Source organism: Kribbella caucasensis (genome assembly GCF_004361855.1).
Classification (GTDB): Bacteria; Actinomycetota; Actinomycetes; order Propionibacteriales; family Kribbellaceae; genus Kribbella; species Kribbella caucasensis.
The window spans coordinates 369,487-392,087 of the sequence record NZ_SNWQ01000005.1 but is presented as its reverse complement, the minus strand read 5'-3'; the positions used below and the strand labels follow the sequence as shown (position 1 = coordinate 392,087).

The 22,601-nt window shown below is 69.0% G+C and carries 24 protein-coding genes; 4 read left to right on the top strand and 20 right to left on the bottom strand.

The annotated features are described in order from the left end of the window. Positions 1-26 precede the first annotated feature (26 nt). A complete protein-coding gene (locus tag EV643_RS13570) occupies positions 27-491 on the top strand; it encodes a PPOX class F420-dependent oxidoreductase (RefSeq protein ID WP_133800380.1) in 465 nt (154 codons plus the stop codon). A gap of 217 nt (positions 492-708) precedes the next feature. On the opposite strand, the gene EV643_RS13565 is transcribed toward EV643_RS13570, so the two are convergent. From EV643_RS13565 to EV643_RS13510, 12 genes are all read right to left on the bottom strand, one after another. Further along, entirely contained in the window at positions 709-1,401 is a 693-nt protein-coding gene (locus EV643_RS13565; RefSeq protein ID WP_133800379.1) for a GntR family transcriptional regulator, read from the bottom strand. Between the two features lie 120 nt (positions 1,402-1,521). Next, complete coding sequence (locus EV643_RS13560; protein ID WP_133800378.1) at positions 1,522-2,487, bottom strand: quinone oxidoreductase family protein; 966 nt, start codon at positions 2,485-2,487, stop codon at positions 1,522-1,524. Positions 2,488-2,577: 90 nt separating this feature from the next. Beyond that, positions 2,578-3,471 carry an amidohydrolase family protein gene (locus EV643_RS13555; protein ID WP_133800377.1) on the bottom strand — a complete coding sequence of 298 codons (894 nt, stop codon included), beginning with the start codon at positions 3,469-3,471 and terminating at the stop codon, positions 2,578-2,580. Further along, entirely contained in the window at positions 3,471-3,863 is a 393-nt protein-coding gene (locus tag EV643_RS13550) for a cupin domain-containing protein (RefSeq protein ID WP_133800376.1), read from the bottom strand. Before EV643_RS13550 ends, EV643_RS13555 begins: the two co-directional genes overlap by 1 nt. Beyond that, positions 3,863-5,452, bottom strand: a complete 1,590-nt coding sequence (locus EV643_RS13545; RefSeq protein ID WP_133800375.1) for an FAD-dependent monooxygenase — start codon at positions 5,450-5,452, stop codon at positions 3,863-3,865. The genes EV643_RS13550 and EV643_RS13545 overlap by 1 nt, the downstream gene beginning before the upstream one ends. 3 nt (positions 5,453-5,455) lie before the next feature. After that, a complete protein-coding gene (locus EV643_RS13540) occupies positions 5,456-6,184 on the bottom strand; it encodes an SDR family NAD(P)-dependent oxidoreductase (protein WP_133800374.1) in 729 nt (242 codons plus the stop codon). Further along, positions 6,181-6,882 (bottom strand): GntR family transcriptional regulator, encoded by a 702-nt coding sequence (locus EV643_RS13535; RefSeq protein WP_133800373.1) that lies wholly within the window; start codon positions 6,880-6,882, stop codon positions 6,181-6,183. The genes EV643_RS13540 and EV643_RS13535 overlap by 4 nt, the downstream gene beginning before the upstream one ends. 27 nt (positions 6,883-6,909) lie before the next feature. After that, complete coding sequence (locus tag EV643_RS13530; RefSeq protein WP_133800372.1) at positions 6,910-7,305, bottom strand: RidA family protein; 396 nt, start codon at positions 7,303-7,305, stop codon at positions 6,910-6,912. After that, positions 7,305-8,393 (bottom strand): Ldh family oxidoreductase, encoded by a 1,089-nt coding sequence (locus EV643_RS13525; protein ID WP_133800371.1) that lies wholly within the window; start codon positions 8,391-8,393, stop codon positions 7,305-7,307. The genes EV643_RS13530 and EV643_RS13525 overlap by 1 nt, the downstream gene beginning before the upstream one ends. Further along, positions 8,390-9,169, bottom strand: coding sequence for an ABC transporter permease (locus EV643_RS13520; RefSeq protein ID WP_133800370.1), 780 nt, complete (start codon positions 9,167-9,169; stop codon positions 8,390-8,392). The genes EV643_RS13525 and EV643_RS13520 overlap by 4 nt, the downstream gene beginning before the upstream one ends. Then, positions 9,166-9,954: an ABC transporter ATP-binding protein gene (locus EV643_RS13515; protein WP_133800369.1), complete on the bottom strand. Its 789-nt coding sequence runs from the start codon at positions 9,952-9,954 to the stop codon at positions 9,166-9,168. The genes EV643_RS13520 and EV643_RS13515 overlap by 4 nt, the downstream gene beginning before the upstream one ends. Positions 9,955-9,956: 2 nt before the next feature. Next, positions 9,957-10,976 (bottom strand): ABC transporter substrate-binding protein, encoded by a 1,020-nt coding sequence (locus tag EV643_RS13510; RefSeq protein ID WP_133800368.1) that lies wholly within the window; start codon positions 10,974-10,976, stop codon positions 9,957-9,959. A 503-nt stretch (positions 10,977-11,479) separates the two neighbouring features. Between EV643_RS13510 and EV643_RS13505 the strand changes: the two genes are divergently transcribed. Both EV643_RS13505 and EV643_RS13500 read left to right on the top strand, forming a co-directional pair. Beyond that, complete coding sequence (locus EV643_RS13505; RefSeq protein WP_133800367.1) at positions 11,480-12,778, top strand: sensor histidine kinase; 1,299 nt, start codon at positions 11,480-11,482, stop codon at positions 12,776-12,778. 2 nt (positions 12,779-12,780) lie between these two features. Continuing rightward, positions 12,781-13,455: a response regulator transcription factor gene (locus EV643_RS13500; RefSeq protein ID WP_133800366.1), complete on the top strand. Its 675-nt coding sequence runs from the start codon at positions 12,781-12,783 to the stop codon at positions 13,453-13,455. A 10-nt stretch (positions 13,456-13,465) separates the two neighbouring features. Here EV643_RS13500 and EV643_RS13495 read toward each other — a convergent pair whose 3' ends face one another. Continuing rightward, positions 13,466-13,984, bottom strand: a complete 519-nt coding sequence (locus EV643_RS13495; RefSeq protein WP_238165562.1) for a MarR family winged helix-turn-helix transcriptional regulator — start codon at positions 13,982-13,984, stop codon at positions 13,466-13,468. 124 nt (positions 13,985-14,108) lie between these two features. Between EV643_RS13495 and EV643_RS13490 the strand changes: the two genes are divergently transcribed. Then, positions 14,109-14,774 carry an FMN-dependent NADH-azoreductase gene (locus EV643_RS13490; protein ID WP_133800364.1) on the top strand — a complete coding sequence of 222 codons (666 nt, stop codon included), beginning with the start codon at positions 14,109-14,111 and terminating at the stop codon, positions 14,772-14,774. 110 nt (positions 14,775-14,884) lie between these two features. Here the strand turns inward: EV643_RS13490 and EV643_RS13485 are convergent, their stop codons facing one another. From EV643_RS13485 to EV643_RS13455, 7 genes are all read right to left on the bottom strand, one after another. Then, the gene (locus tag EV643_RS13485; protein ID WP_133800363.1) at positions 14,885-15,742 is read right to left on the bottom strand and encodes a putative RNA methyltransferase; all 858 of its coding nucleotides are present in this window, start codon (positions 15,740-15,742) and stop codon (positions 14,885-14,887) included. A gap of 56 nt (positions 15,743-15,798) precedes the next feature. After that, the gene (locus tag EV643_RS13480; RefSeq protein ID WP_238165561.1) at positions 15,799-16,671 is read right to left on the bottom strand and encodes an ABC transporter permease; all 873 of its coding nucleotides are present in this window, start codon (positions 16,669-16,671) and stop codon (positions 15,799-15,801) included. Positions 16,672-16,682: 11 nt separating this feature from the next. Then, positions 16,683-17,603 (bottom strand): ABC transporter ATP-binding protein, encoded by a 921-nt coding sequence (locus EV643_RS13475; protein ID WP_238165560.1) that lies wholly within the window; start codon positions 17,601-17,603, stop codon positions 16,683-16,685. Between the two features lie 259 nt (positions 17,604-17,862). After that, the gene (locus EV643_RS13470) at positions 17,863-18,924 is read right to left on the bottom strand and encodes a LolA family protein (protein WP_238165559.1); all 1,062 of its coding nucleotides are present in this window, start codon (positions 18,922-18,924) and stop codon (positions 17,863-17,865) included. Between the two features lie 203 nt (positions 18,925-19,127). Further along, entirely contained in the window at positions 19,128-19,742 is a 615-nt protein-coding gene (locus tag EV643_RS13465; RefSeq protein ID WP_238165558.1) for an LURP-one-related family protein, read from the bottom strand. A gap of 13 nt (positions 19,743-19,755) precedes the next feature. Beyond that, positions 19,756-21,195 carry a 5,6-dimethylbenzimidazole synthase gene (gene bluB / locus EV643_RS13460; RefSeq protein WP_133800430.1) on the bottom strand — a complete coding sequence of 480 codons (1,440 nt, stop codon included), beginning with the start codon at positions 21,193-21,195 and terminating at the stop codon, positions 19,756-19,758. Then, a complete protein-coding gene (locus EV643_RS13455) occupies positions 21,195-22,571 on the bottom strand; it encodes a cobyrinic acid a,c-diamide synthase CobB (RefSeq protein ID WP_133800361.1) in 1,377 nt (458 codons plus the stop codon). Before EV643_RS13455 ends, bluB begins: the two co-directional genes overlap by 1 nt. Positions 22,572-22,601: the final 30 nt, after the last annotated feature.

Genomic DNA, 22,601 nt, shown 5'->3' with positions numbered 1-22,601 from the left:
TGACCGCGACCACATAGGGTGGAGGTATGCCGAGAACGATTGCCACCAACACCCGCGTCGACCTCGACGGGTTGCTGGAGTTCATCCGTCCGCGTCACCACATGCTGCTGATCACCCACCGGCAGGACGGTTCGCCGCAGGCGTCGCCGGTGTCCGGTGGGGTCGACCCCGAGGGCCGGATCGTCATCTCCTCGTACCCGGAGCGCGCCAAGAGCACCAACGTGAAGCGGGACCCGCGGACCAGCGTGCTGGTGCTGTCCGACGACTGGAACGGCGCCTGGGTCCAGGTGGACGGCACCGGCGAGGTGATCGAGCTACCCGACGCGGTCGAGCCGCTGGTGGACTACTACCGGTCGATCTCCGGCGAGCACCCGGACTGGGACGAGTACCGCGAGGCGATGGTGAAGCAGGCCAAGTGCCTGGTCCGGATCACCCCAACCCGCTGGAGCCCGATCGCCACCGGCGGCTTCCCGGCCCGCCTCGCCGACTGATCAAGCACCGTTGGCCCGCAGCCGCGCGCCCGGTGCGCTCCGGGGTCCGGGTTGGTGCTCAAAGTGGATCGCACGATCCAGACGCGGGCCGGACACAGCGATCTTGACCAACATCGCGGCACCGTGAACACCGCATCGCTTGTCCGAACCCCTGACATCATGTTCACGGCCCCCACTCGCGCACCACGTGGGCCAGGACAGGCCGGGTGGAAGTGGATCAGGCCTTGTTGTAGCGGCGTTCCATCGTCTGGGTGATGCGTTGCATGGCACCTTCGAGGTGTTCGCGGAGTGCGGCCTCGGCGCCCGCCTCGTCGTGGGCGACGCATGCGTCCAGAATCGCCTGGTGCTCGCGCCGGGTCTGCTCGATCCGCGCCTTGGTCTGCCGGGATCCGAACCGGTACCGCTCGCTGTTCTGCCAGACCGGCTCGATCGCGCGCGGCAACCAGCGGGACCCACCGGCCCGGTAGATCGCGAAGTGGAACTCGGTGTGCGCCTGCCGGGAGGCGATGATGTCGCCCACCTTCGACAGCCGGACGTGTTCGGCCAGCGCCGCCCGCGCCACCGTCGCGTCCGTCTCAGCGAACCGGGTCGCCGCGGCCCGGACCGCGAGCGTCTCCAGCGCGAGCCGGGTCTCGTGGGTGTCGCGTAGATCCTCCAGCGACAGCTCTCGCACCCAGGCGCCCTTGTGCGGGACGATCTCGACCAGCCCGAGCGCCTGCATCCGGCGCAGCCCTTCGCGGATCGGCATCTGGCTCATGTCGAGCCGCTTGGCCAGTTCCTCCAGCCGCAGGGCGGTCCCGCTCGGCAGTTCGCCGGACAGGATGAGCTCGTGCAACTCCGCGGCAGCCTCCTCGGCGAGGGTACGCCGGCCGCTGGGCCCCCCGGGCGTGAGCTCGAGTCGTCGGGTCATCTGGTGTGGGCTGCCTCTCTGCTTCACTGCACACACGTCTGGGAGAACCGTAGCGGGGAGACGGCGCTCACGGGCGTTCCGACAATGGATTGCAACGTACGCGTCCCCCCAATGGACCGGTCACCGCAACCGGGTCAGATCCAGTAACACCCGGCGGTCTGCAGTATGTCGCGCCAACAGGTCCAGCGCCTCCTCCACCCGCGCGCCCGGGACCAGCTCGTACTCCGGTGCGATGCGGGCCGGCGCGATGTCCACGAGCACCTGTGACACCGCCCCCGGCTCGATCGTGGTGCGCTGCATGTTCACCGGCAGCACCCGCAGGTCCCGGCCGATCAACTGGTGCAGGTCGAGCGTGGCGAACTCCCCGGCCGTGTAGCCCAGTACTGCGACCCGTCCGCCCGGTGTGATGTGACTCATCACCCCACTGATCACCGGGCCGCCCACTGTGTCGATGACAGCGTCACACCACGGAAGTTCCCGCCCGACCTGCCCCAGTTCATCCACCCGGACCACCTGGTCGACCAGCGCCGACAGAGCCTCCACCGGCTCCACGGACCGCGCCAGACCGATCACCTTCGACGCACCGGCGGAACGAGCCACAGCCGCACACAACCGACCGACGAGACTGGTCGCCCCCGTAATCACGACCGTCTCGCCTGCCACAACCTGCGCGACCCGCCGTACTGCGGTGTGGGCGGTCAGGGCGGACGCAAGCAGCGCCACGGCTGCAGCGGCATCCAGTTCCTCGGGCAACGGGTGCACCGAAGCATCCGGTACTACGGCCAGCGTGCCCCACGTCCCCGACCGGGAGACCCCGACTCCGGCGCCACGGATCACCACCTGCGAACCGGCCGCGAACGTCTCCGAACTGATCACCACACCGGCTCCCTCGGAGCCCGGGACGAACGGGGGCCGCACCTGCTGCGCGAGCTTGCCCGCCAGCACGGTCCGGTCGAGCTGGGTGACCGGAGCGACCCGCATCTCGACCAGCGTCTCCCCCGGACCGGCGACCAGTTCGACGTCCTCCGCCTTCAACTCCTCCCCTGGTCCGTGACATCGCAGCACCGTGCCCAGTCGCGCGTTCATCCCGCCACCCCACTTATGCCTGTCTCACTCACGCCCGGCCCCAGGTTTGATATCTGATCACATCTTCGGGCTGCGGAAAAGCCTGTCTCATCACAGGTTCGCCCCCTTCCCGAGCGGCCGGGTCAGTACTTCGGCCGCAACCGCTCGGCCCCGATCGAGCCGGTCACTGCCCATCGGGAACGGCCAGTCGCTGCCGGCCAGGACCTGCCCGAACGTTGCCTCCAGCAACTCAACCACCGCGGGATCGTGCACCAGGTCGTCCACCGCGAACCGCTGCAGAGTCTCCAGCACCGGCAGCGAAGGCGGTTCGATCCCCGGTCGCGCGGTGTCGATCCCCCGCTGCCAGCGCCCGGCCAGGATCCCGGTCACTCCCCCGCCGTGGCAGAGGCAGAACCGGATCCCCGGGAACCGCGCTGGTACGTCGTTGAACACCAGCTCGGCCGCCGCAAGCCCTGTCTCATAAGGGTTTCCGAGCAGGTTCGACAGGTAGAACGCGTCCAGCCGCCGGTCCGTGCTGTGGCCCGGATGAACCAGGGTGAACGCCTCCGCCGAGTCGAGCACCTTCCACACCGCATCCAGTCCGCCGTAGCCCGGCGTACCGAGTGCGTAGCCGCTGAAGACGCCCTCCTCCGCCAGAGCCGCGGCAACCGCCGCAGCGGTCGCACTGCGAAGCGGAACATGACCGAGCACGCGCAGCTGAGGTGTGACCAGTTCGCGGAGTCCCTGGTTGACCAGGGTGGCCCACTCGATCCCCTGGTCGTACCGGAACAGCGCCGGCGGCACCGAAACGACAGCGCCGTCCAGTTCCTGCTCCTCGACCCACTGCACCAACGCAGACGGATCACCGAGCTTCTGCAACGGCAGACGCTCGACACCATCGACCACGAGGAAGCCCTCGTCCACCGACAGGCCATAGTCCCCGCGCTGTGCCGCGGCGAGCACAGTGGGTGGGATCAGGTGCGTGTGGACGTCCCAGCCGGCCATCAGCGCGCGTCCTCGTCGTTGTCGTAGAACGCCGGCCGCTCCGGATAGTGCGGCCCGTCGTACACCTCCAGCAGGATGGAGGTCTCCTCGGCGAGCGTCGGACCGTGCACGCAGCCCTTGGGGTTCCAGTAGAAGCTGCCCTTGGTCAGGGTGGTCCCGGTCGGCAGGTACACGTACCGCCCGGACAGGCAGAACATGAACTGGTTCGACGCGTGCTGGTGCTCCGACGGGATCCCCGAGCCCTTCTCGAAGCGGACCAGCGCGATGGACGCCTCGGTCGACGGATCACGCCAGAGCATCTTGTGCGTCAACCCGGCGAGCGACTTCTCCACCCACTCCAGATCGTCCGTCTGCAGCAGCACCTCGCGCAGCGGTTCGTCGAAGGACGCCATCACCCCTCCTCCCGCGGTACGGGCCGGCCGGTGATCCCGGCGTACAACTCCTCGGCCACACCGGGACGCAGAGGGGCCACCGCAGCGATGTGCCCATCCGGACGAACCAGTACGACGGTCTCGGGCGGTACGCCGTACCGGTTGGTCGCGATGCTGCCCGGATCGAACAGCGACCGGTCCCGCAGTCCCGAGTCGTGCGGCGCGTCCCACCGGGAGATCGCGTAGTGCTTCAACGCAGGCGAGTCGTTCACCGGGATCTCGGGCCGCCGCCGGACATCCGTGAAGTACAGCGCGACGAACGAGTGCCTGCACAGCCCGTGGATCGTCTCGCGGCCCAGTGGTCCGTGCAGGGCGAGGTCGGGAGCTCGGTCACCCGCCCGGACAGCCGGCGGCTCCGCACTGGTCATCACCATCGACCAGTCACCTTCACCGTCCACATCCAGCCGTACGCCGAGCAGCGTGCGGGTGTACGCCGTCGCCCAGTCGCTCCCGGCGGATGTCACCGCACCACGCTGGTGCGACATGTACTTGCGGGCCGCCTCGGCCATCTCGCCGGACCCGTTGATCGCGACCGGCCGTTGCTCCTGCTCATACCCGTCGAGCAGTGACGGTTCGGCCCAGCCCCGCAGTACCCAGGCCAGACGCCATGGGAGGTTCGACGCGTCCAGGGCCCCGGTGTTGAGACCCAGCGCCCACATCGGCGTGATCAGGTGGGCCGCGTCGCCCATCAGGAACACCCTGCGGTCCCGGGACCACTCGTCCGCGACCCGGTGGTGCACGTTGTAGACGACCGAGCCCAGCAACTCGATCCGGTCGACCTCGCCGATGAACTGCTTCACCTTCACCAGCAGGTCCTCGTCACCCGGCGGCTCGGCCCCGGCCGCGAGCGGGAACAGGAACCGCCAGTTGTCCGGCTGACGGATCAGCACCATCCACTCGGACCGGTCCGCGAAGTAGGCCAGGTACGGGTAGTCGCGGGCGTTGTTGACGTCCAGGTCGACCACGACGTCGATCAGCATGTACCGCTCGGGCAGCGTCTCCCCGGTCACCACCACGCCGAGCCCGTCCCGGATCTTGCTCCGGCCGCCGTCACAGGCGAGCAGATGTGACGCCTCCAGCTGCCGCGGACCGTCCGGTGTCGACACCTGCAGCACGACCCGGTCGTCGAGGATCTCGAAGGACTCCACCTGGTGCCTGGTCTGCACGGTGTTCCCGGAGCGCTCCAGCGCGGCCGCGAGGATCGGTTCCATCCGCTGCTGCGGCAGGTTCACCACGAACGGGAACTGCGTGTCGTTCACCAGCTCGGCCAGCTGGACCGAGGCGCGCGGCGTGTTCGTCGCCCGGTCGATGTCACCGATCTCGTCGATCCGCAACGCGGCGTCGAGGATCTCGTCGACGCAGCCGTAGCGGTTCCAGATCTCCAGCGTCCGGGTCAGCGTCGTACCGGCCTTGGTGTCCGAGGAGAGCACCGCGTCCTCTTCGAGCAGGACGAACGGGATGCCATAGTGCGCCAGGCCGAGGGCTGTCGTCAGCCCGATCGGACCGGCACCGACGACGGCGACGGGCAGCTGCTGGTCAGTAGGAGGCACGCGTCACCCCGTGTAGGTCGCTAGCTTGGCGAAGGCGCGTTCCCGGGTCAGCAGGGACCCGGTCATCGCGGCTGCGTCGGACAGCAGGAACAGCAACGGCCCGACCACGTCGTCCGGCTCGCCAACCCCGGTGGTCTCCCGCCAGTGCTCTAGGTCCGCACCCAGGTTCGCCGACCGGAACTGGTCCGTGTCGATCACCCCCGGCGCGATGATGTTCACCCGGACCCGGTGCTCGGCCACCTCGGCGGCCAGGGTCCGGGCGAAGGCGGTCAGGGCCGCTTTGCTCGACGCGTACGCCGCCGCGTGCGGGAACCCGGTTGCCGCCATCCCCGAGGTGAACACAACGACCGAACCGCTCCCCCGCTCGACCATGTGCGGTACGACGGCCTGGCACACCCACACCACGCCGTCCAGGTTCACCTTGAGCGTGTGGGTCCACTCGGCCGGGTCCAGGTCGACCACTGCGCCCCGGGGCTGTACTGCGGCTCCCGCGACCAGTCCGTCGATCCGCCCGTGCCGCGCGACCACATCACCGACAGCGGCCCGTACGGCGTCCCGGTCGGAGACATCGACCTCGACGTACTCGACATCGGGCACCTCTGGTTTGGTTACGTCGAAGACGACCGCAGTACCGCCCTGGGCCACGACAGCGGCGGCCAGCGCGGCGCCGATCCCGCGGGCACCACCTGTGATGACGACAACCTCGCCGGTTGCGTCGAAGCTCACCTTCATGACGTCTCCCTCTGCTGCTTCGAGGTCATCGTCTCGGTGATTCGCTGCACAGCGCCAGCCAAGTGGTTGCGCAACGCCTGTTCGGCGGCGTCCGGGTCGCGAGCCACACAGGCATCCAGGATCGCCTGGTGCTCCTGCCGGTTCCGCTCGATCTGGATCGCGGTCTGCCGGCTGCCGAACCGGTACCGCTCACTGTTCTGCCAGACCGGCTCGATCGCCCGGGCGAGCCACTGCGACCCGCCCGCGCGGTACAGGGCGAAGTGGAAATCCGCATGCGCCTGCCGGGCACCGATCGAGTCGTCGGCGAGAGACAGCCGCATGTGCTCGGCCAGTGCCGAGACAGCCGTCTGCTCGTCCTCCTGATCGAAGTGCTCCGCGGCCGCCCGTACTGCGAGACTCTCCAGCGCGAGCCTGGTCTCGTGGGTGTCGCGTAGATCGTCCAGCGACAGCTCACGGACCCACGCACCCTTGTGCGGGATGATGTCGACCAGCCCGAGCGCCTCCAACCGGCGGAGGCCCTCGCGAACCGGCATCTGGCTCATGTCCAGCCGATTGGCCAGCTCGACCAGCCGCAGCGGCGTACCGCTCGGCAGCTCACCGGACAGGATCAGCTGGTGCAACTCGGCCGCGGCCGTCTCCGCGAGCGTCCGGCGCCCACCGCGACCGCCACCCGGCAACAACTCCAGCCGGCTGGTCATGTCATACCCACTCGACGCCACGGTTGATCACGGGATCACCGCGATCGCCGAGATCTCGATCAGGTAGTCCGGGTGCGCCAGTTTGCTGACCTCGACCATGGTGGAGGCGGGCAACGGTTCGGCGAAGTACTGCGCGCGGACCGCGTGGATCTTGGCGAAGTCCTCCATGTTGCGCACGTACACGTCCACCCGGCACACGTCGTCCAGGGTGCCGCCGGCCTCGCGGACCGCGGCCTGCACGTTCTCGCACACCTGCCGGGTCTGCTCGGAGATGTCGCCGACACCGGCGATCGTGCCGTCCGGTTTGCGCGCGGTCATCCCGGACACGAACACGAGCCGCCCGGTCGCCTCGATGGCGGTCGCCTGCGAGAACACCCCGTTCGGGTTTCGTAACGCCGTACTGGTCAGCTGTGTCTTCGGCATCAGTCCTGCACCCCTCCCGTCGGAACCACCGCACCGACCGTCCGCGCCGCGGTCAGCAACCCGTCCAGCGCCGACCGCTCGATCAGTACGCCGGTATGCCGCTGCTGGCGGGCGCGATCCGCTTCGATCTCACCCGGCAGGTACAACCGATCCACCCCTGGAGCGGTCGCACTCTCCCGCACCCGCGCAGCCAGCTCGGACGACCGGCGCCGGAACCGGGTGACGCCACCCAGCAACTCCGGGTCGATCGCGAGGAACAGGTGCGCGCAGTCGTTCGGCCGGTCCGGCTCCCGGTAGAGCGGACGCACCTGGTCGCCCCAGCCGCCGCCGCTCAGCACCCCGGTGAGCACGTCGATCATCAACGCCAGCCCGAACCCCTTGTGACCGGCGGCCGGCAACAGCATGCCGAGCACCGCCTCCTCGGCATCCGTCGTCGGTACGCCGGACCGGTCGGTCGCCCAGGTCTCCGGGATCGGCCGCCCCGCCGACGCCGCCAGCCGGATCTTGCCCAGGGCAACGGCCGACAGGGCCATGTCCAGCACGATCTCCGGGCCGGCCTCGGTCGGCACGGCGATCGCGAGCGGGTTGTTGCCGACGAGCCGCTCGGCACCACCTGGCGCGGGCATCAGCGGAGTGGTGTTCGACATCGCGATCCCGAGGCAGCCCGCGTCGGCCGCCTGCATGGCCCATCGGCTCGCGGCGCCGAAGTGGTGCGCGTTGCGGACCGAGACCATACCGATCCCGTACCGGCCGGCGCGCTCGATCGCCAGGCCCATCGACTGGGGGCTGGACAGCTGGCCCATCCCGCCGCGTGCGTCGGCGACGACGGCCGCACCCGCGTCGTGCAGGATGTCCAGCTCCCGCTCCCGGGTGACCCCGCCGGCGTTCAGCCGTTCGACGTACATGGGGACGAGCAGGATGCCGTGCGAGCTGACGCCGCGCAGCTCGGCCTCGACCAGCGCGGTCGCGATCCGGCCGGCGTCGTCGGGCTCGAAGCCGAGGGCGGTGAACACGGCCGAGACGGTCGCCTCCAGCCAGGCCGGCCGGACGAGCACGCGCCGGTCGGCGTCCGAGGCCTGGGTCGTCACCGCGTCTCCTGTGCCCAGGGCAACAACAGGTGCTCCAGCAGGACCAGGCCGTAGAACAGGATGATGCTCATCACGCTGAGCAGCGCGATCGCGGCGAACGCGAGCGCCACGTCCGCGGTCGCACCGGATGACGTGATCACGTACCCCAGTCCCTCGGTGGCGCCGGCGAACTCGCCGATCACCGAACCGATCACGGCCAGCGAGATGGCCACCTTGAGCCCGGTGAAGACCTGTGGCAGCGCGTAGATCAGCCGCAGCTTGAAGAACTCCTGGGCCTTGCCGGCCTTGAGCGAGCGGAGCAGCTCGACCAGCTCAGCCGGGGTCGACTTCATCCCCTGCGCGGTCGAGATGACGATCGGGAAGAAGCAGACCAGCAGCACCATCAGCACCTTCGGCAGCTGGCCGAACCCCCACCAGACCACCAGCAGCGGCGCGATCGCGATCTTCGGGATCGCGTTCACCGCCAGCAGCAGCGGGTAGACCAGCCGCTCGAGGATGACCGAGCGGACGATCAGCAGCGCGATCGGCACGCCCGCGACGATCGCCAGCCCGAAGCCGAGGATCGTCTCCAGGAACGACACCCAGGTCTGCTGCAGCAGGTAACCGGGCTGCTCCAGGAACTTGGCCGCCACCGCGCCCGGCGTGGGCAGCAGGAACGATTCGATGCTGAAGGCCACGATCGCGAGCCACCAGAGCGCGATCGCCGCGACCAGACCGAGGATCGGCAGCAGCACCGCGGCCGATCGGGAGGTGGTCAGCCAGGAACGGTTCGTCATCTGGCGTCCACCGGGCGGATCTCGGCCTGCTTCTCGGCAAGCAGGGCGTGTAGGTGCGCGCTGATCTGGGCCACCTCGGTGAGGTGTGCGTTCTGGCCGAGGCTGCGCGGCCGCGGGATGTCGATCTCGACCACCTCGCGGAGCCGGCCCGGCCGCGGCGTCAGCACCACCACCCGGTCGGCGAGCACGACGGCCTCCTCGATCGAGTGGGTGACGAAGACGATGGTGGTGGCCAGTTCCATCTGAATCCGCTGCAGCTCCTCGGACAGCTCCGTCCGGGTCAGCGCGTCCAGCGCCGAGAACGGTTCGTCCATCAGCATCACCTTGGGCCGCCGGATCAGCGACCGGCAGAGCGAGACGCGTTGCTGCATCCCGCCGGACAACTCATGCGGGAGCCGTCGCTCGAACCCGTCCAGGCCGACCAGCTCGAGCAGTTCGTGCGCCCGCTCGACGTACTTCTTGCGGTCCAGGTCGCCGCCGGAGATCTCCACCGGCAGCATCACGTTCGACAGCACCGACCGCCACGGCAGCAGGGCCGGGCGCTGGAACATGAACGAGACGTCCCGCCGCGGCGCGGTGACGGGTTCCCCCGCCACCGCGACCCCGCCGTACGTCGGCGGCAGCAGGCCGGCGATCAGCCGGAGCAGTGTGGACTTGCCACAACCGGACCGGCCGATCAACGTGACGAACTCGTTCTCCTGGACGTGCAGGTCGATCCCGTCGAGCGCCTGGACCCGGCCAGCGCGTCCCTCGAAGACCTGACCCACACCGTCCAGCTTGATCATGCTCAGCCCTTCGGTGCCAACGCGCCGTCGACCACGTCCGCGGGCGTCAGAGCGGGATTCACTTCCTTGTCGGCGCCCTTGACCGCGTCGATCACCTTCTGCACCCGGGCGGTGTCCACGTCGCCGAGCGGGCCGCTGAAGTCGTCCGGCTTGACGTACGGCTTCATCAGCTTGAGCTCCTCGGTCGCCACCGCGACGTCGGTGTTCGGCACGTACTTCTTCAGCGTCTGCGCGGCCGCTTCGGGGTCGTCGATGGTGTCCTGCAGACCCTTGAGCAGCGCACCCGTGAACCGCTTGACCTGATCCGGGTGATCCTTGGCCAGGTCGGCCCGGGTGATGATCGCGTTGCCGTAAAGGTCCGGCAGCAGCTTGCCGTACGGCAGCACGATCGCCTTCTTCTTCGCCGCCTTCTCCACCAGCGGCACCCCGACCACGAACTGGCCGATACCGTCAACGGTGCCGGCAGCAAGCAACTGCGGCAGCGCGGGCGGCGGGTTCGGCACGAACTTGGTCTGGTCGGACGGGATGCCCGCCGCCTTCGCGTAGAGCGGGAACATCAGCGTGTTGGTCGAGCCCGGCTGGTCGCCGATCTTCTTGCCGGGCAGGTCCTCGGGCTTGCTGATCTTGCCGCCCTCGAGTGCCACGATCGCGGCCAGCGATCGCTGGTGGATCATCCCGACCGTGGTGACCGGGAGCTTCTGCTTGCCCAGCGTGATCACGGTCGCGGTGAAGTCACCGATTCCGTAATCCGCCTGACCGCCGGCGACAAGCTTGAGGACGTCGACCGTGCCGGAGCCCGGCGTGATCGTGACGTCGAATCCGGCGTCCTTGAAATAGCCCTTCTCCAGGGCGACATAGGCATAGGCCTCGCGGCCGAAGGTGTTGAACGAGGTCAGATAGTTGACTTTCTCCAGAGCGGCGCCGTCTCCGCCCTGGCCGCCCGCCTGGCCGTCGTTGCACCCACTCAGTAGAGCGAGTGCGAGGACCGCCACCCCAGCGACGGCCGTACGTCTGAACTTCATGCCGGATATCTCCTCTCCGATATTTGATCAAACATCAAATATGGAAGGCCGGTCAATCGGGCCCTGGGGACTTCACAGTGTTCTTACATGGCACTGCGCCGGGTCCCATGGAGCCCATTCACCGCCCGTCCTGGAGCCGTTCCCCATGCCAGTCCGACCGGACGGGCATCCCGCCCCGACCACAGACCGTACCTGTCCGGACAGCAGATCGCGACGTCCGGCCGTGCCGAACCTGTCCCCTCCAGGACAAATTTGTGTAAACCCCCCAAACCTGTGATCCACGTCATGACCCCACCCCCCGCCCCCACCCCACCCCGCCCCCACCCCGGTCGGCTCCCGTACTTCGCCCCACCTCGGCGGCCTTGAGCACCAGCCAGGCGGCCGCGACGGGTTGAGGCGACCGGCCGGTGCTCAAGGTGGGCCTTGCCATTCCCTCGGGTGAGGGTTGGGGGTCACCCGGTGGAGGGAGGTGGGTGGCGGGTGGGGTTTGACAGGATGGGTGGGTGAGGGTGCTGGTTCGGGGGTCGACGTATCTGCGGTGGGTCTACCTGCTGCTGGGTGCTGCCCTGGTGCTGGCGTTCATCCTGGTCGACAGCGGCCTGGTCGCCCTGATCGACGATCTCAACCTGCCGAGCATCCCGACCGGCATCATCGTCACCCTCGTCGTGGTCGGCCCGCCCGTGCTGCTCGGCATCCTGCCCGCGGTGCGCGAGGTCGAGGGCATCGCGGTGGAGTCGCTGCTCGGGGTCCGGTTCGAGGAACGCCCGCTCGGCCCCGCGCGGACCTGGGCCCAGCGCCGCCGTACCGCCGCCTGGTTCTGCCTGCACCTGACCGCCGGCGGATTCGTCGGCATCATCACGACCGCGGTCTTCGGTTTCGGCGCGGTGTTGCTCGCGGCCCCTTTCCGGGCGCCGGACTCGTACGAACTGCTCCCCGAGCTCCACTACCGCGTCACCGGCAACTGGCAAGACCTGTGGATGCCCGTGGCCGCAATCGCCGGGGTTGCCCTCCTCTTCCTTCTCTCCGCCGCGATCGGCGCCCTGCTCGCGTACTCCGCTCCGCGCGTCCTCGGCCCGACCGCGGCCGAGCGCATCGAGCTGCTCGAGCGCCGTACGGCGACACTTGCCGAACGCAACCGTCTCGCCCGGGAACTGCACGACAGCGTCGGCCACGCGCTGAGCCTGGTCACGATCCAGGCCGCGGCTGCTCGAAGGGTGCTGGCCACCGACCCCGAGTTCGCCGCGACGGCGTTGGCCGCGATGGAGACGTCCGCCCGGGCCGCGCTGGCCGACCTCGACCACGTACTCGGACTGCTCCGCGACGACCGTGGTCCGGGTTCGAAGACCGCGCCGCAGGCGACCCTCGGCGATGTGACCCGCCTGGTCGAGGCGACCCGGGCTGGCGGGATCACGGTCGAGGTACACCGATCCGGCGACCTCGCGCAGCTCCCGGCGGCCATCTCCCGCGAGGCGTACCGGATCGTCCAGGAGGGCCTCACCAACGCGATCCGGCACGCCGGCCGTCCGGCGGACCAGGTCGAGGTCGACCTCTCCATCAGCCTGGATTCGGCCGGCCTGCTGCTCGAACTCGTGAACCCGATCGCCGGTACGTCGGACAACTCCGGTGGCGGCCGGGGCCTGGCCGGGATCCGTGAAAGAGTCGCCGTACTGCGCGGCACGGTCGAGGCCGGACCGCTGTCCGACGGCGGCCCCTTGTCTGGGCCCTCGTCTGGTGCAGCCGCGGACCGCTGGCGGCTTGCGGTGACGCTCCCGGTCGCAGTGACGACGAAAGGATCACACTGAACATGTCCGGCACCATCCCGTCCAGCACCATCTCGGTGGTCGTGGTCGACGACGAACCACTGATCCGCAGCGGTCTGCGAGCCATCATCGACGCGGAACCGGACCTGACCGTGGTCGGCGAAGCAGGCGACGGCGCCGAGGTGCTCCCGCTGGTACGGCGCACCGGACCCGACGTCGTACTGATGGACGTAAGGATGCCCGCGGTCGACGGCATCCAGGCGACCCGCCTCCTGCTCGACGGCGTAGACCCCGCACCGCGCGTACTCGTCGTCACCACGTTCGAGAACGACGACTACGTGTACGACGCGCTGCGCGCCGGCGCGTCCGGGTTCCTGCTGAAGCGCACTCCCCCGGACGACATCATCGCCGCGATCCGGACCGTCGCGGGCAGCGAGTCGCTCCTCTTCCCCGAGGCGATCCGTGCACTCGCGCTGGCCCACGTCGCCGAACAACCGCGACTCACGGGCCTGGAGCGGTACCAGCTCACCGATCGCGAGCAGGAGGTCCTCCGCCTGATGGCCAAGGGCCTGTCGAACGCGGAGATCGCCGGCGAACTCTTCCTGGGCGTCCAGACGATCAAGACCCACGTGGCCAACCTGCTGGCCAAACTAGGCGCCCGGGACCGTACCCAAGCAGTGATCCTCGCCTACGAATCCGGCTTCGTCCCCCTGCACTGATCCGACCGCACTACAACAGTTCCTCGTCTTCGGCGACGTCGCAGGCGTTGTGGAGCGGGTCGACGGAGTTGGCGCGGAGTGCGACGCGTTGGAGGAGGGTCCGGAAGACCAGGCGTTCGCCTTCGTCGAGGTTGCCGAGGACGTCGCTCTCGGCCTCGGCCAGCCGGGCCTCGAGATCGCAGAGGGTCTTCCGGCCCAGCTCGGTCGGATCGATCAGCCGGGCCCGGCGGTCGGCCGGATCTGGGTGCCGCTGGACCAGGCCGGCCTTCTCCAGATCGTCCAGCAGGTACGTCATCACCGTGCGGTCGATGCCGAGTTGCGCCGCCAGATCGAGCTGACGCTTCGGGCCCTCGGCGATGGTCGTCGCGAGCACCTGGTACCCCCGCGGTCCACCCGGAACGTCATCCAGCGCCGCGGCCGCCTGTTTCGCGTACCGCTTGAACACCACACCCAGCGCCCAGCCGAGATCCGCCTCGACGGACGTACCAGCGGCGCCACGGTGGCGCACCTCGGGCGAAGAACTGGTCACCTCCCCATCGTACGTGGTGTATGCCACTCGGAATACGATCTGCCTTGAATATGTTCTGCTCGACAGATTATCTTCGTGACAGCTCATAACCGAGCGCACCCCTCACGTTTCTGAAAGGAACGACATGACCACCCTGCTACGCGTCGACGCCAGCATCCGGGTCGACGGCTCCGTCAGCCGCGCACTCGCCGACAGCGCCGAGGCGGCCTGGCGGGCGGAACACCCGGATGGCGTCGTGGTCCGGCGCGACCTTGGTCGTCACCCGCTGTCCCCCGCGATCTGGCCGGCCCTGGCCACCGACAAGTTCGGCTGGCCGACTCCGGACGGCGCCGAGTTCACCGAGGTGGAGCAGGCCAAGGACCTGACCGCCGAGGTCGTCAACGAGTTCAAGTCGGCCGACGCCGTCCTGCTCGCCGTACCGCTCTACAACTACGGTCTCGCCAGTCATGTCAAGATCTGGATGGACCTGCTGCTGACCGACCAGGAACTGCTGTCCGGCGAGGCCGCCGCGGGCCGTCCGATCATCTTGACCCTCGCGCGCGGCGGCGGCTACGGCCCCGGGACGCCGAAGGAGGGCTGGGACCACGCCACGCCGTACCTGGAGCGGATCTTCGGCGACCTCTTCAAGATGGAACTCCGCAAGGCCGAGGCCGAGCTCACGCTGGCTCCGATCACCCCGGGCATGGAGGGCCTGATCGACGCGTCCAAGGCCTCCGAGAAGGAAGCCCACGTCCACGCCGAGCAGCACGCCACCGTCATCGCCCGCCGCCTCACCAACGCGGCCGCCTGACCGCCTGAAGCCGGCCGCGTTGAAGTCGGCTGCCTGAAGTTGGCCGTCTGAAGGTGTTTGCCTGAAATTGAGATTCCCGCGGGTGCCGAGCTCGAGCCGGCGCCCAGGGATCAGGCGACGACCTGCCAGGCCGACACGGTGACCGACAGCGTCACCTCGGCCGGATCAGCCAGTACTGCGATGCGCTCCGCCCGCTCGGTCTGATCCAGGTGCCGCGCGCTCGGCGTCATCGCGACCAGCCGCTCGATCGACCGGTGATCCAGCCGCATCGTCACCTCGACGGCCTCGTCGGTCGTCCGTTGGAACCCGCTGAGCGACTCCGTCAACCGGCGTTCCTTCTCCTGGTCGACCCGGACCAGACCGAGAACGTCGACCAGTTCCCCCAAGTGGGTTTGGTTCGGCGTCACCACGAGCAAGGTGCCGCCGGGGGCCAGGATCCGCGCCATCTCCTGGGCGTTGCGCGGGGCGAACACGTTGAGAATTACCTGCGCCACCTCGTCCCGCAGCGGCAGCTCCCGCCACGCGTCGCACACGACGGCCCCGATCCGCGGATCCACCTTCGCCGCCCGCCGCGCCGCATACCGCGACACGTCCAACGCGATCCCCCGCCACCCCGTGCGCGCCGCGACGACGCCGGCCAGGTAGTACGCCGTACCGGCTCCCACCTCCACCACCAACTCACCATCACCGCGATCGAGTTGGGCAAGATCCAGTTCTTCAGGGGTGTTGGCGATCAGGGCGTCGCGGATGGGGCTGTAGGAGCCGGCCGCGAGGAACGTGCTGCGGGCTTCGATCATCTCGGCGGTGTCGCCCTCGATACCGGTCGATGCCGACGGCAACAGATTGAGATAGCCCTGTTTGGCCAGGTCGTACGAGTGCCCACGCTCACACTTCGCCGTACGCCCGTGCAGTCCGAGGTCCTCGCCGCACACCGGACAGCGCAGTACGGAAACCAGGTCTGGGCGCACGGCGTCATTCTCCCCCGCGCCAGCCGGACTTCTGCCGCTGGGTGCCGCTGCGGCGCTCAGCCGTTGATGTCGCGGCTGGTGAGGCGGGCCCAGGCGGCGGCGTAGAAGACGGCCAGGTACGCGCCCTGCATGAGCAGGTTGCGGACGATCTCGTCCCAGTACGGCGGGTCGCGGAGCAGGTCGGCGAACGACGTCCAGCCGTACATCAGCAACCACGGGTGGATCACGTCGATCTGCGGGATCGCGCCGAGGATGCCGGACACGATGAACGCGCTGAACGTGGCCGCCATCGCCGCTAGCGGGGTCGAGGTCAGTGAACTCACGAACAGGCCGATCGCCGCCAGACCGATCAGCGATGCGGCGATCAGTACAGCGATCCCGAGCGCGCGGACCAACCCGTCGGCCAGTGAAACCGTCGAGCCGGACAGCAGCACGACATCGCCGACCGGGAACAGCACGAATCCGGCGATCAACCCCGCCAACCAGACCGTCAGCGTCGCGGCCAGGCAGAACACCGCCAGCGCGACCATCTTCGCCGCGAGCAGTCGCGACCGTCCGGCCGGCGCGGTCAGCAGGTTCCGCAACGTCCCGAGGCTCGCCTCGCCGGCCAGCGACTCCCCCGAGATCACCGTCACGGCCGTCGGCAGGAAGAACGGCAACGACAACGCCAGGCTCGCGACGATCAGGAAGAACCCGTTCCCGGCGACCTGTCCGAGGAACCCCTGGGCGTCCCCCTCCGATCCCGACAACCGGATCGCCACGCCGACAATCACCGGCACGACGGCCAGCACGCCGAGCAACACCCACGTCCGGGCCCGCCCGAACACCAGATGCAACTCCGACCAGAACAACGCGGTCCCATGCCGACCCCGCGCCACAGCCGTCGATGGGCTTGACCCTCCGCCGACCTCCATCACCTCAGCACTCACCGCACACCTCCTCATTCGGCGACATCGAAGCCCTCCCCGGTCAGGGCGACGAAGGCTTCTTCGAGGCTGGGTCGTTCGAGGGTGAAGCCGTGCAGACGGACGTCCGCGGTGACGAGGGCGGCGGCGAGTTTGTCGATGGGCAGTTCGCCGGGGTCGCCGTCGACCGTGTCGGCGGACTGTTTGAGATCGGTGACACCCAGGCCGCTCAAGGTCTGCGCGGCCAGCCCGAGGTCCGGCGTACGGACGATCAGGCGGGGGCGGAGTTCGGCGCGGAGGTCGGCCACCGTGGACTGGCGGACCAGGCGGCCCTGGCTCATCACGGCGGCGTGGGTGCAGACCTGCTCGACCTCGGCCAGCAGGTGGGTCGAGGTGAACACCGTGGTGCCGTCACCGGCCAGTTCGCGGATCAGCAGCCGGACCTCGCGGGTGCCCTGCGGGTCCAGGCCGTTGGTCGGTTCGTCGAGGACGAGCAGTTCGCGGCGCTGCATCAACGCGACCGCGATCGCGAGGCGCTGCCGCATGCCGAGCGAATACGCGCGCACCTTCTTGCCCGCGGCGTTCGACAGCCCGACGCGTTCGAGGGCCTCGCCGGCGCGGAGCTTCCTGGTCCATGGATCGGCCATGGCGTCGGCGGCATCGAACCGGAGGAGATTCGCGAGCCCGGTCCAGAACGGGTAGAACGCGGGGCCTTCCACCAGGGCGCCTACTCGCGGCAAGACCGACAGTTGCGCCTTGGGCATCGGCTGGCCGAGCAGTTCGACCGTACCGGCCGTCGGCGCGATCAACCCGAGCAGCATCCGGATCGTTGTCGTCTTCCCCGACCCGTTGGGACCCAGGAACCCGAAGATGCTCCCGGCCGGCACCTCCAGATCAACCTGGTTCACCGCCACCTGCCCACCCCGGAACCGCTTCGTCAACCCCCGCGTGACCACCGGCGCCACCCCACCGTGAGGCACATACGTAGGCCCAACAGATTGAGCAATGTACGCATTTGACCCACCCGCAGGTACTTCGGCGGTGGCGGGCCGAGCGCTGTCGGCAGTGGGGTACACCGGGGGGCCGGCGAGGGTGGTGCGGGGCGGTGTGGAGTTGGTGGGCCCGGCCGCGGGAACGGGGGGCCCTGCTTGGGGGGTGGTGGGCCCCGCCGCGGGGGTGGGCCCAGCCGCGGCGTGGGGGTCCGGGGTGGGCACGTTAGCGGGGGGCCTTGGGGGCGGCGGCGACCAGCGTGTCGGGGGTGACCAGGCCGATCAGGATTCGGTCGTCGTCGGTGATCAAGGCGCTGACCATCTTGCTGGTCAGGATCTTGCCCGAGCCCCACGCGCCCTGGACGGTGCGGGCGTTCGCCAGCAACTGGTCGAGAGGGCCGTTGGTACCGGGGGTGAGGTCGGCGTTGTGCAGGACGACGACGCTCTCCCAGCCTTGGCCGACCACGTCGGGCCGGTCGTCTGCCGAGCCGGACCGTGGGGTCTGCGGCGTCGTCTTGGGAGTGACCGACTTCGGCGGGGTGACCGAGTGGGGCTTGAAGGCCGGGACGGTCTCCTCCGTGACCTTGACGCCCTGGGGTGGGGTGAAGGCGAAGGTGCTCGCCGCCGGTACGTCGAACGAGACGGACGAGAAGCCCACCTGGATGGCCGGATCATCGCCGGTGCGGGGCATCACGGTGACGTCGAGCGGGACCCAGGTCTTCGAGTCGATCGACAGCGTCACGGAGCCGACCGTGGTCTTGTCGGTGCGCGGGACCAGGCGCAACTTGTAGGCGTCCCGGCCGGCGACTCGCTCGGTGCCGGTGACCTCGACCTTGGTGGTCGGGTCGATCGCGTCGAGGAACTGCTTCGCCACCGCCTGCGGGTCGTAGGCGTCCTTCTCCGGTCGGGGCTGGGCAGGCTTGGTGGAGCGGGCCGGCAGCACGTACTTCACGGCCTCGCGCTCGGACGAGTCATACGCCCAGGCGGTCTTGCCATCGGTGGTCAGGACGCGCTCGGCCATGTTGTCCAGGACGGAGACGCGGGCCTTGTCCGGGCCGGCGAAGGCGACCCGCGCGGTGTGCTCACCGCTCAGCAGGTCGGGGAACTGGCTGCCCTCCATCCCAGGGAGGGCAGGGAGGCCGAGATCAGCCGCCGAGCGGACCGTGCCGCTCAGGCCGTCGACCTTGGCGGTCTGCACCTTGGCGAGCAAGTCCTGTGCGGTGATCCCTGGCAGGTCGGGCGACGCGTCGGCGACCACTGGCCCGAACGCCCCCACGCCTGCGACCACCGCAACTGTCGTGACCGGTACCAACCACCGTCGACCCCGCCTCGTTGTGCCCATGTCCTCAAGACTCGCACCGCCGCCGCGCCGAACCAAGTGCCTCAGGGTCCGTTCACCCAAAAGAGTGAGCCTACCGCCACGCGCCGTACTGCGGTGGTAGTACACAGCCCGTCACGTGTACTCCCACCGCAGCACAAACTGAGCCAGGATCAGCGGCTTTGCAAGGCGTCCAGGGCGACCGTCATCGCCGCGGCGACGCGGAAGTCCAGCCGGTTGTCGTGCACCGTGGCCCGGTACCGGTCACGCACCGAGACCTTCCGCTCCACCGACAGCACCGGCTGCCCGGTGGTCCGGTCGGTGAAGTCGAAGTGGAAGATGAACGGCAGCGGGATCTCGCCCACGAACGGGACGAACTGCCAGACCCGCCGGACGATCGCGATCGTTGGGTTCCGCTCGGTGCCGTCGGACTCGATCCCGGCCGCGGACAGCTGCCAGCTCGACCGCAGCAGGCTCTTGCCGAACTCCTTCTTGAACCAGCCGATCGGCTGGCCGGTGGCGTCGAACACGTCGTACCCGGAGCCCAGGTCGAGCCGCTTGCGCGCCTTGAAGGAGAACACCACCTGCGCCTTGCGGTCGTCGGTGTAGAAGGTGACCTCTTCCTTGAACGCCATTCGCTTCTGCTGCGCGAACGCCAGCAGCGGCCCGTCCGTGCCGTCCGGGTTGGTGGCGATGAGCTCGTACTTGTTCGCCATCATCGTGATCCGCTGCTTCATCGAGAACGCGGGCACGTACATCGGCGCTGGGCCTTGAGGAGGAACCGTCATGCCGAGGAGTGTGTCACCGGCCCGGCTCATCCACACGCCTGACGGCCACTCCACACGCAAGTCCACCCCAACGGAGCCCCTGCGCAAGACTTTCGGCCAACTCCGACTCGCCCGGGCAATCCACAAGTAGCTCCCCGGCACCCTGCAGGACCAGGTCCCGAGCGACCTCGACCCCGAGCTCCACGGCCTCATCCGGCTGACGCGCCGGCCGCCAAAGCACCCCGAAGTCCGCCGCAGGCCGCTCAGCTCCCACCTGCACAACGAGCACCTCGGCAGAAGTCAGGTAATCCTCAACAGCCCCGCCCTCAACCACAACCACCCGCGCAACCCGCCGACTGTCAGTCGCCACAGCCTCACCCACTGCATCTACCGCTGCGTTAACAGCAGCCTGTACCGCGGTCGCACGGCTCGCCGTCTCCCCCGGCAAGCCCCGCTGACCCCAAGCCTCATGGTGAACAGCCCAAGCCAACGGTCGCCGTGCAGCCCACCCAGAACGCACCAGCTCGGGCGCGGCCGCGAACTCGTCCACCTGCCCCACACAGAGGTACCCCAGCAGCTCGACGTGTGCAGGCAGGTCCAACACGGCCGCAACCTCGCCAGGTTCGAAGAACGACACCCAGCCCACGCCCAAACCCTCAGCACGAGCCGCAAGCCAGAGGTTCTGCACCGCGATCGCAGCAGAGAACCAGGTAGTCCGCGGATCCGCATGACGCCCCAGTACGTGCCGTCCACCTCGCCCGGGATCACAGGTGACCGCGATGTTCAGCGGGGTATCCAGAATCGCCTCTACCTTCAACCCGTCGAACGCAGCCCGCCGGTCCACCGGCAGCGACGCCGCGAACGCATCCCGCTGTGCCACGGCGAGGTCCCGGATCTTCCGCCGCGTGGCGACGTCCCGGATGAGCACGAAGTCCCACGGCTGACTCAGACCGACGCTGGGCGCCCGGTGCGCCGACTCCAGCACTCTGGTGAGCACATCGTCCGCGATCGGCTGGTCCAGGAACCCACGCCGTACGTCCCTCCGCTCGGCGATCACCCGATGTACGACGTCCCGGTCCCGCAGCGCATATCCCGGCGCAGCCGCAGTCCCGTCGACGAACGGCAGCCTCCCAACCGCCACCGTGGCCCGCGCCGACCGCTGCTTCGGTACTACGAGCTCCGCACCGCTCAGGATGACCGCTGCCTCAGCCACACTCGCAGTACCGATCAGGTGGCCGACCTGGTCGCTCGGTGAGGGCACTGGTTGCCGCGACAAGTCCAGCGCGGACGCAGTGAACAGCTCCGCTCCCAGGGACGCGACCAACCGCTGCAGTCCCGTCTCGGATTCCTTGCCGTCGACCGTGACCACCCGCCCGACCGCACCACGATCCAGCCCGTCCAGCGCGGTGTCGACAAGGTCCCGCAGCTCCCGGTACGACGTACCGGAGCGCAGGCCGATCCCGATGACCAGCATCACTTTTCTAGTCCGGCGTGGATCCGGGCGGCCGCGACCAGTCGCGCGGGGACGTCGGGGGTCGCCGTCCAGTGCAGATGCAGGTACGACGCGTGCACGGACGGCCGGGTGATACCTTCGAGCACGCCGCCCGGCAGGTACCAGGCCGGGGAGTCGTCCGAGTCGTACTCGACAGCAGTGCGGTGGAACTCGTGCCCGCGGACCCGTCGTCCCTCGTCGAAGAACGCGGTCGTGGACGCCGCGACTGCAGTCCGATACCCAAGGGTCAACTTGTCTGTCATCCGCGCAGTGGCAGGCAGTACTCCGGTCATCGGGTGGCCGTCGAGTTCACGGCATAGATAAAGCAGTCCGGCGCACTCCGCTATCACCGGTAACCCACCGGCGACGGCATCGGCGACCTGTTTCCGCAGGCGGGTGTTCGAGGACAGCGCCTCCGCGTGCATCTCGGGGAAGCCACCACCGAGGTAGAGCGCGGCGGTGGCCTCCGGCAACGAGTCCTGCAGCGGGTCGAAGGTCGCCACGTCGGCGCCCGCAGCGGTGAGCAGCTCGGCCGTCTCCGCGTACCGGAACGAGAACACCGGACCGCCGGCCACCGCGATCACCGGCCGCCTCTCCTCGGCAGGCGTCACCTCCGCGGCGGGGTCCCACGCCTCGACGTCCAGGTCGACGGCCGAACGCGCAGCGGCGACGAACGCTTCCAGGTCCACCCCGGCCTTGACCAACTCGGCTGCCGCGTCGACCGCAGTCGAGGCCTGCGCGCGTTGCTCGTCGGCCGGTACGAGCCCGAGATGCCGGCTCGGCACGGTCAAGCGGGGATCGCGGCGGAGCACACCGAGGACAGGTACTCCGGTCGGCGCGACCCCGGCTCGGACCTCCGCCTCGTGCCGATCCGAGCCGACCTTGTTCAGGATCACTCCGACGATCCGCATTTCGGTGTCGAAGGCAACGAAACCTTGGACGACGGCGCCAACACTTCGACCGGCGGCGGATGCGTCGACGACCAGCACGACCGGTGCCTGCAGCAACTTTGCGACGTGCGCGGTCGAGGCGAACCCCTCGGTCCCGAGCGCTCCGTCGTACAGGCCCATCACACCTTCGACGACGGCGATGTCGGCAGCGGGTGCGGACCCATAGGCGGCGAGACCGTGTGCGAACAGGGGTGCGACGCGTTCCTCGCCGGACAGCATCGGGTCCAGGTTGCGGCCCGGGCGGCCGGTCGCGACGGCGTGGAAGCCGGGGTCGATGTAGTCGGGGCCGACCTTGAAACCGGCCACGGTGTGCCCGGACCGGCGCAGCGCCGCCATCAGCCCGACGGCGACAGTCGTCTTGCCGGCCCCCGAAGCGGGCGCGGCGACAACGATCCGCGGGATCAGCATGCGATCCCCCTCCGCAAGGCGCCAACAACC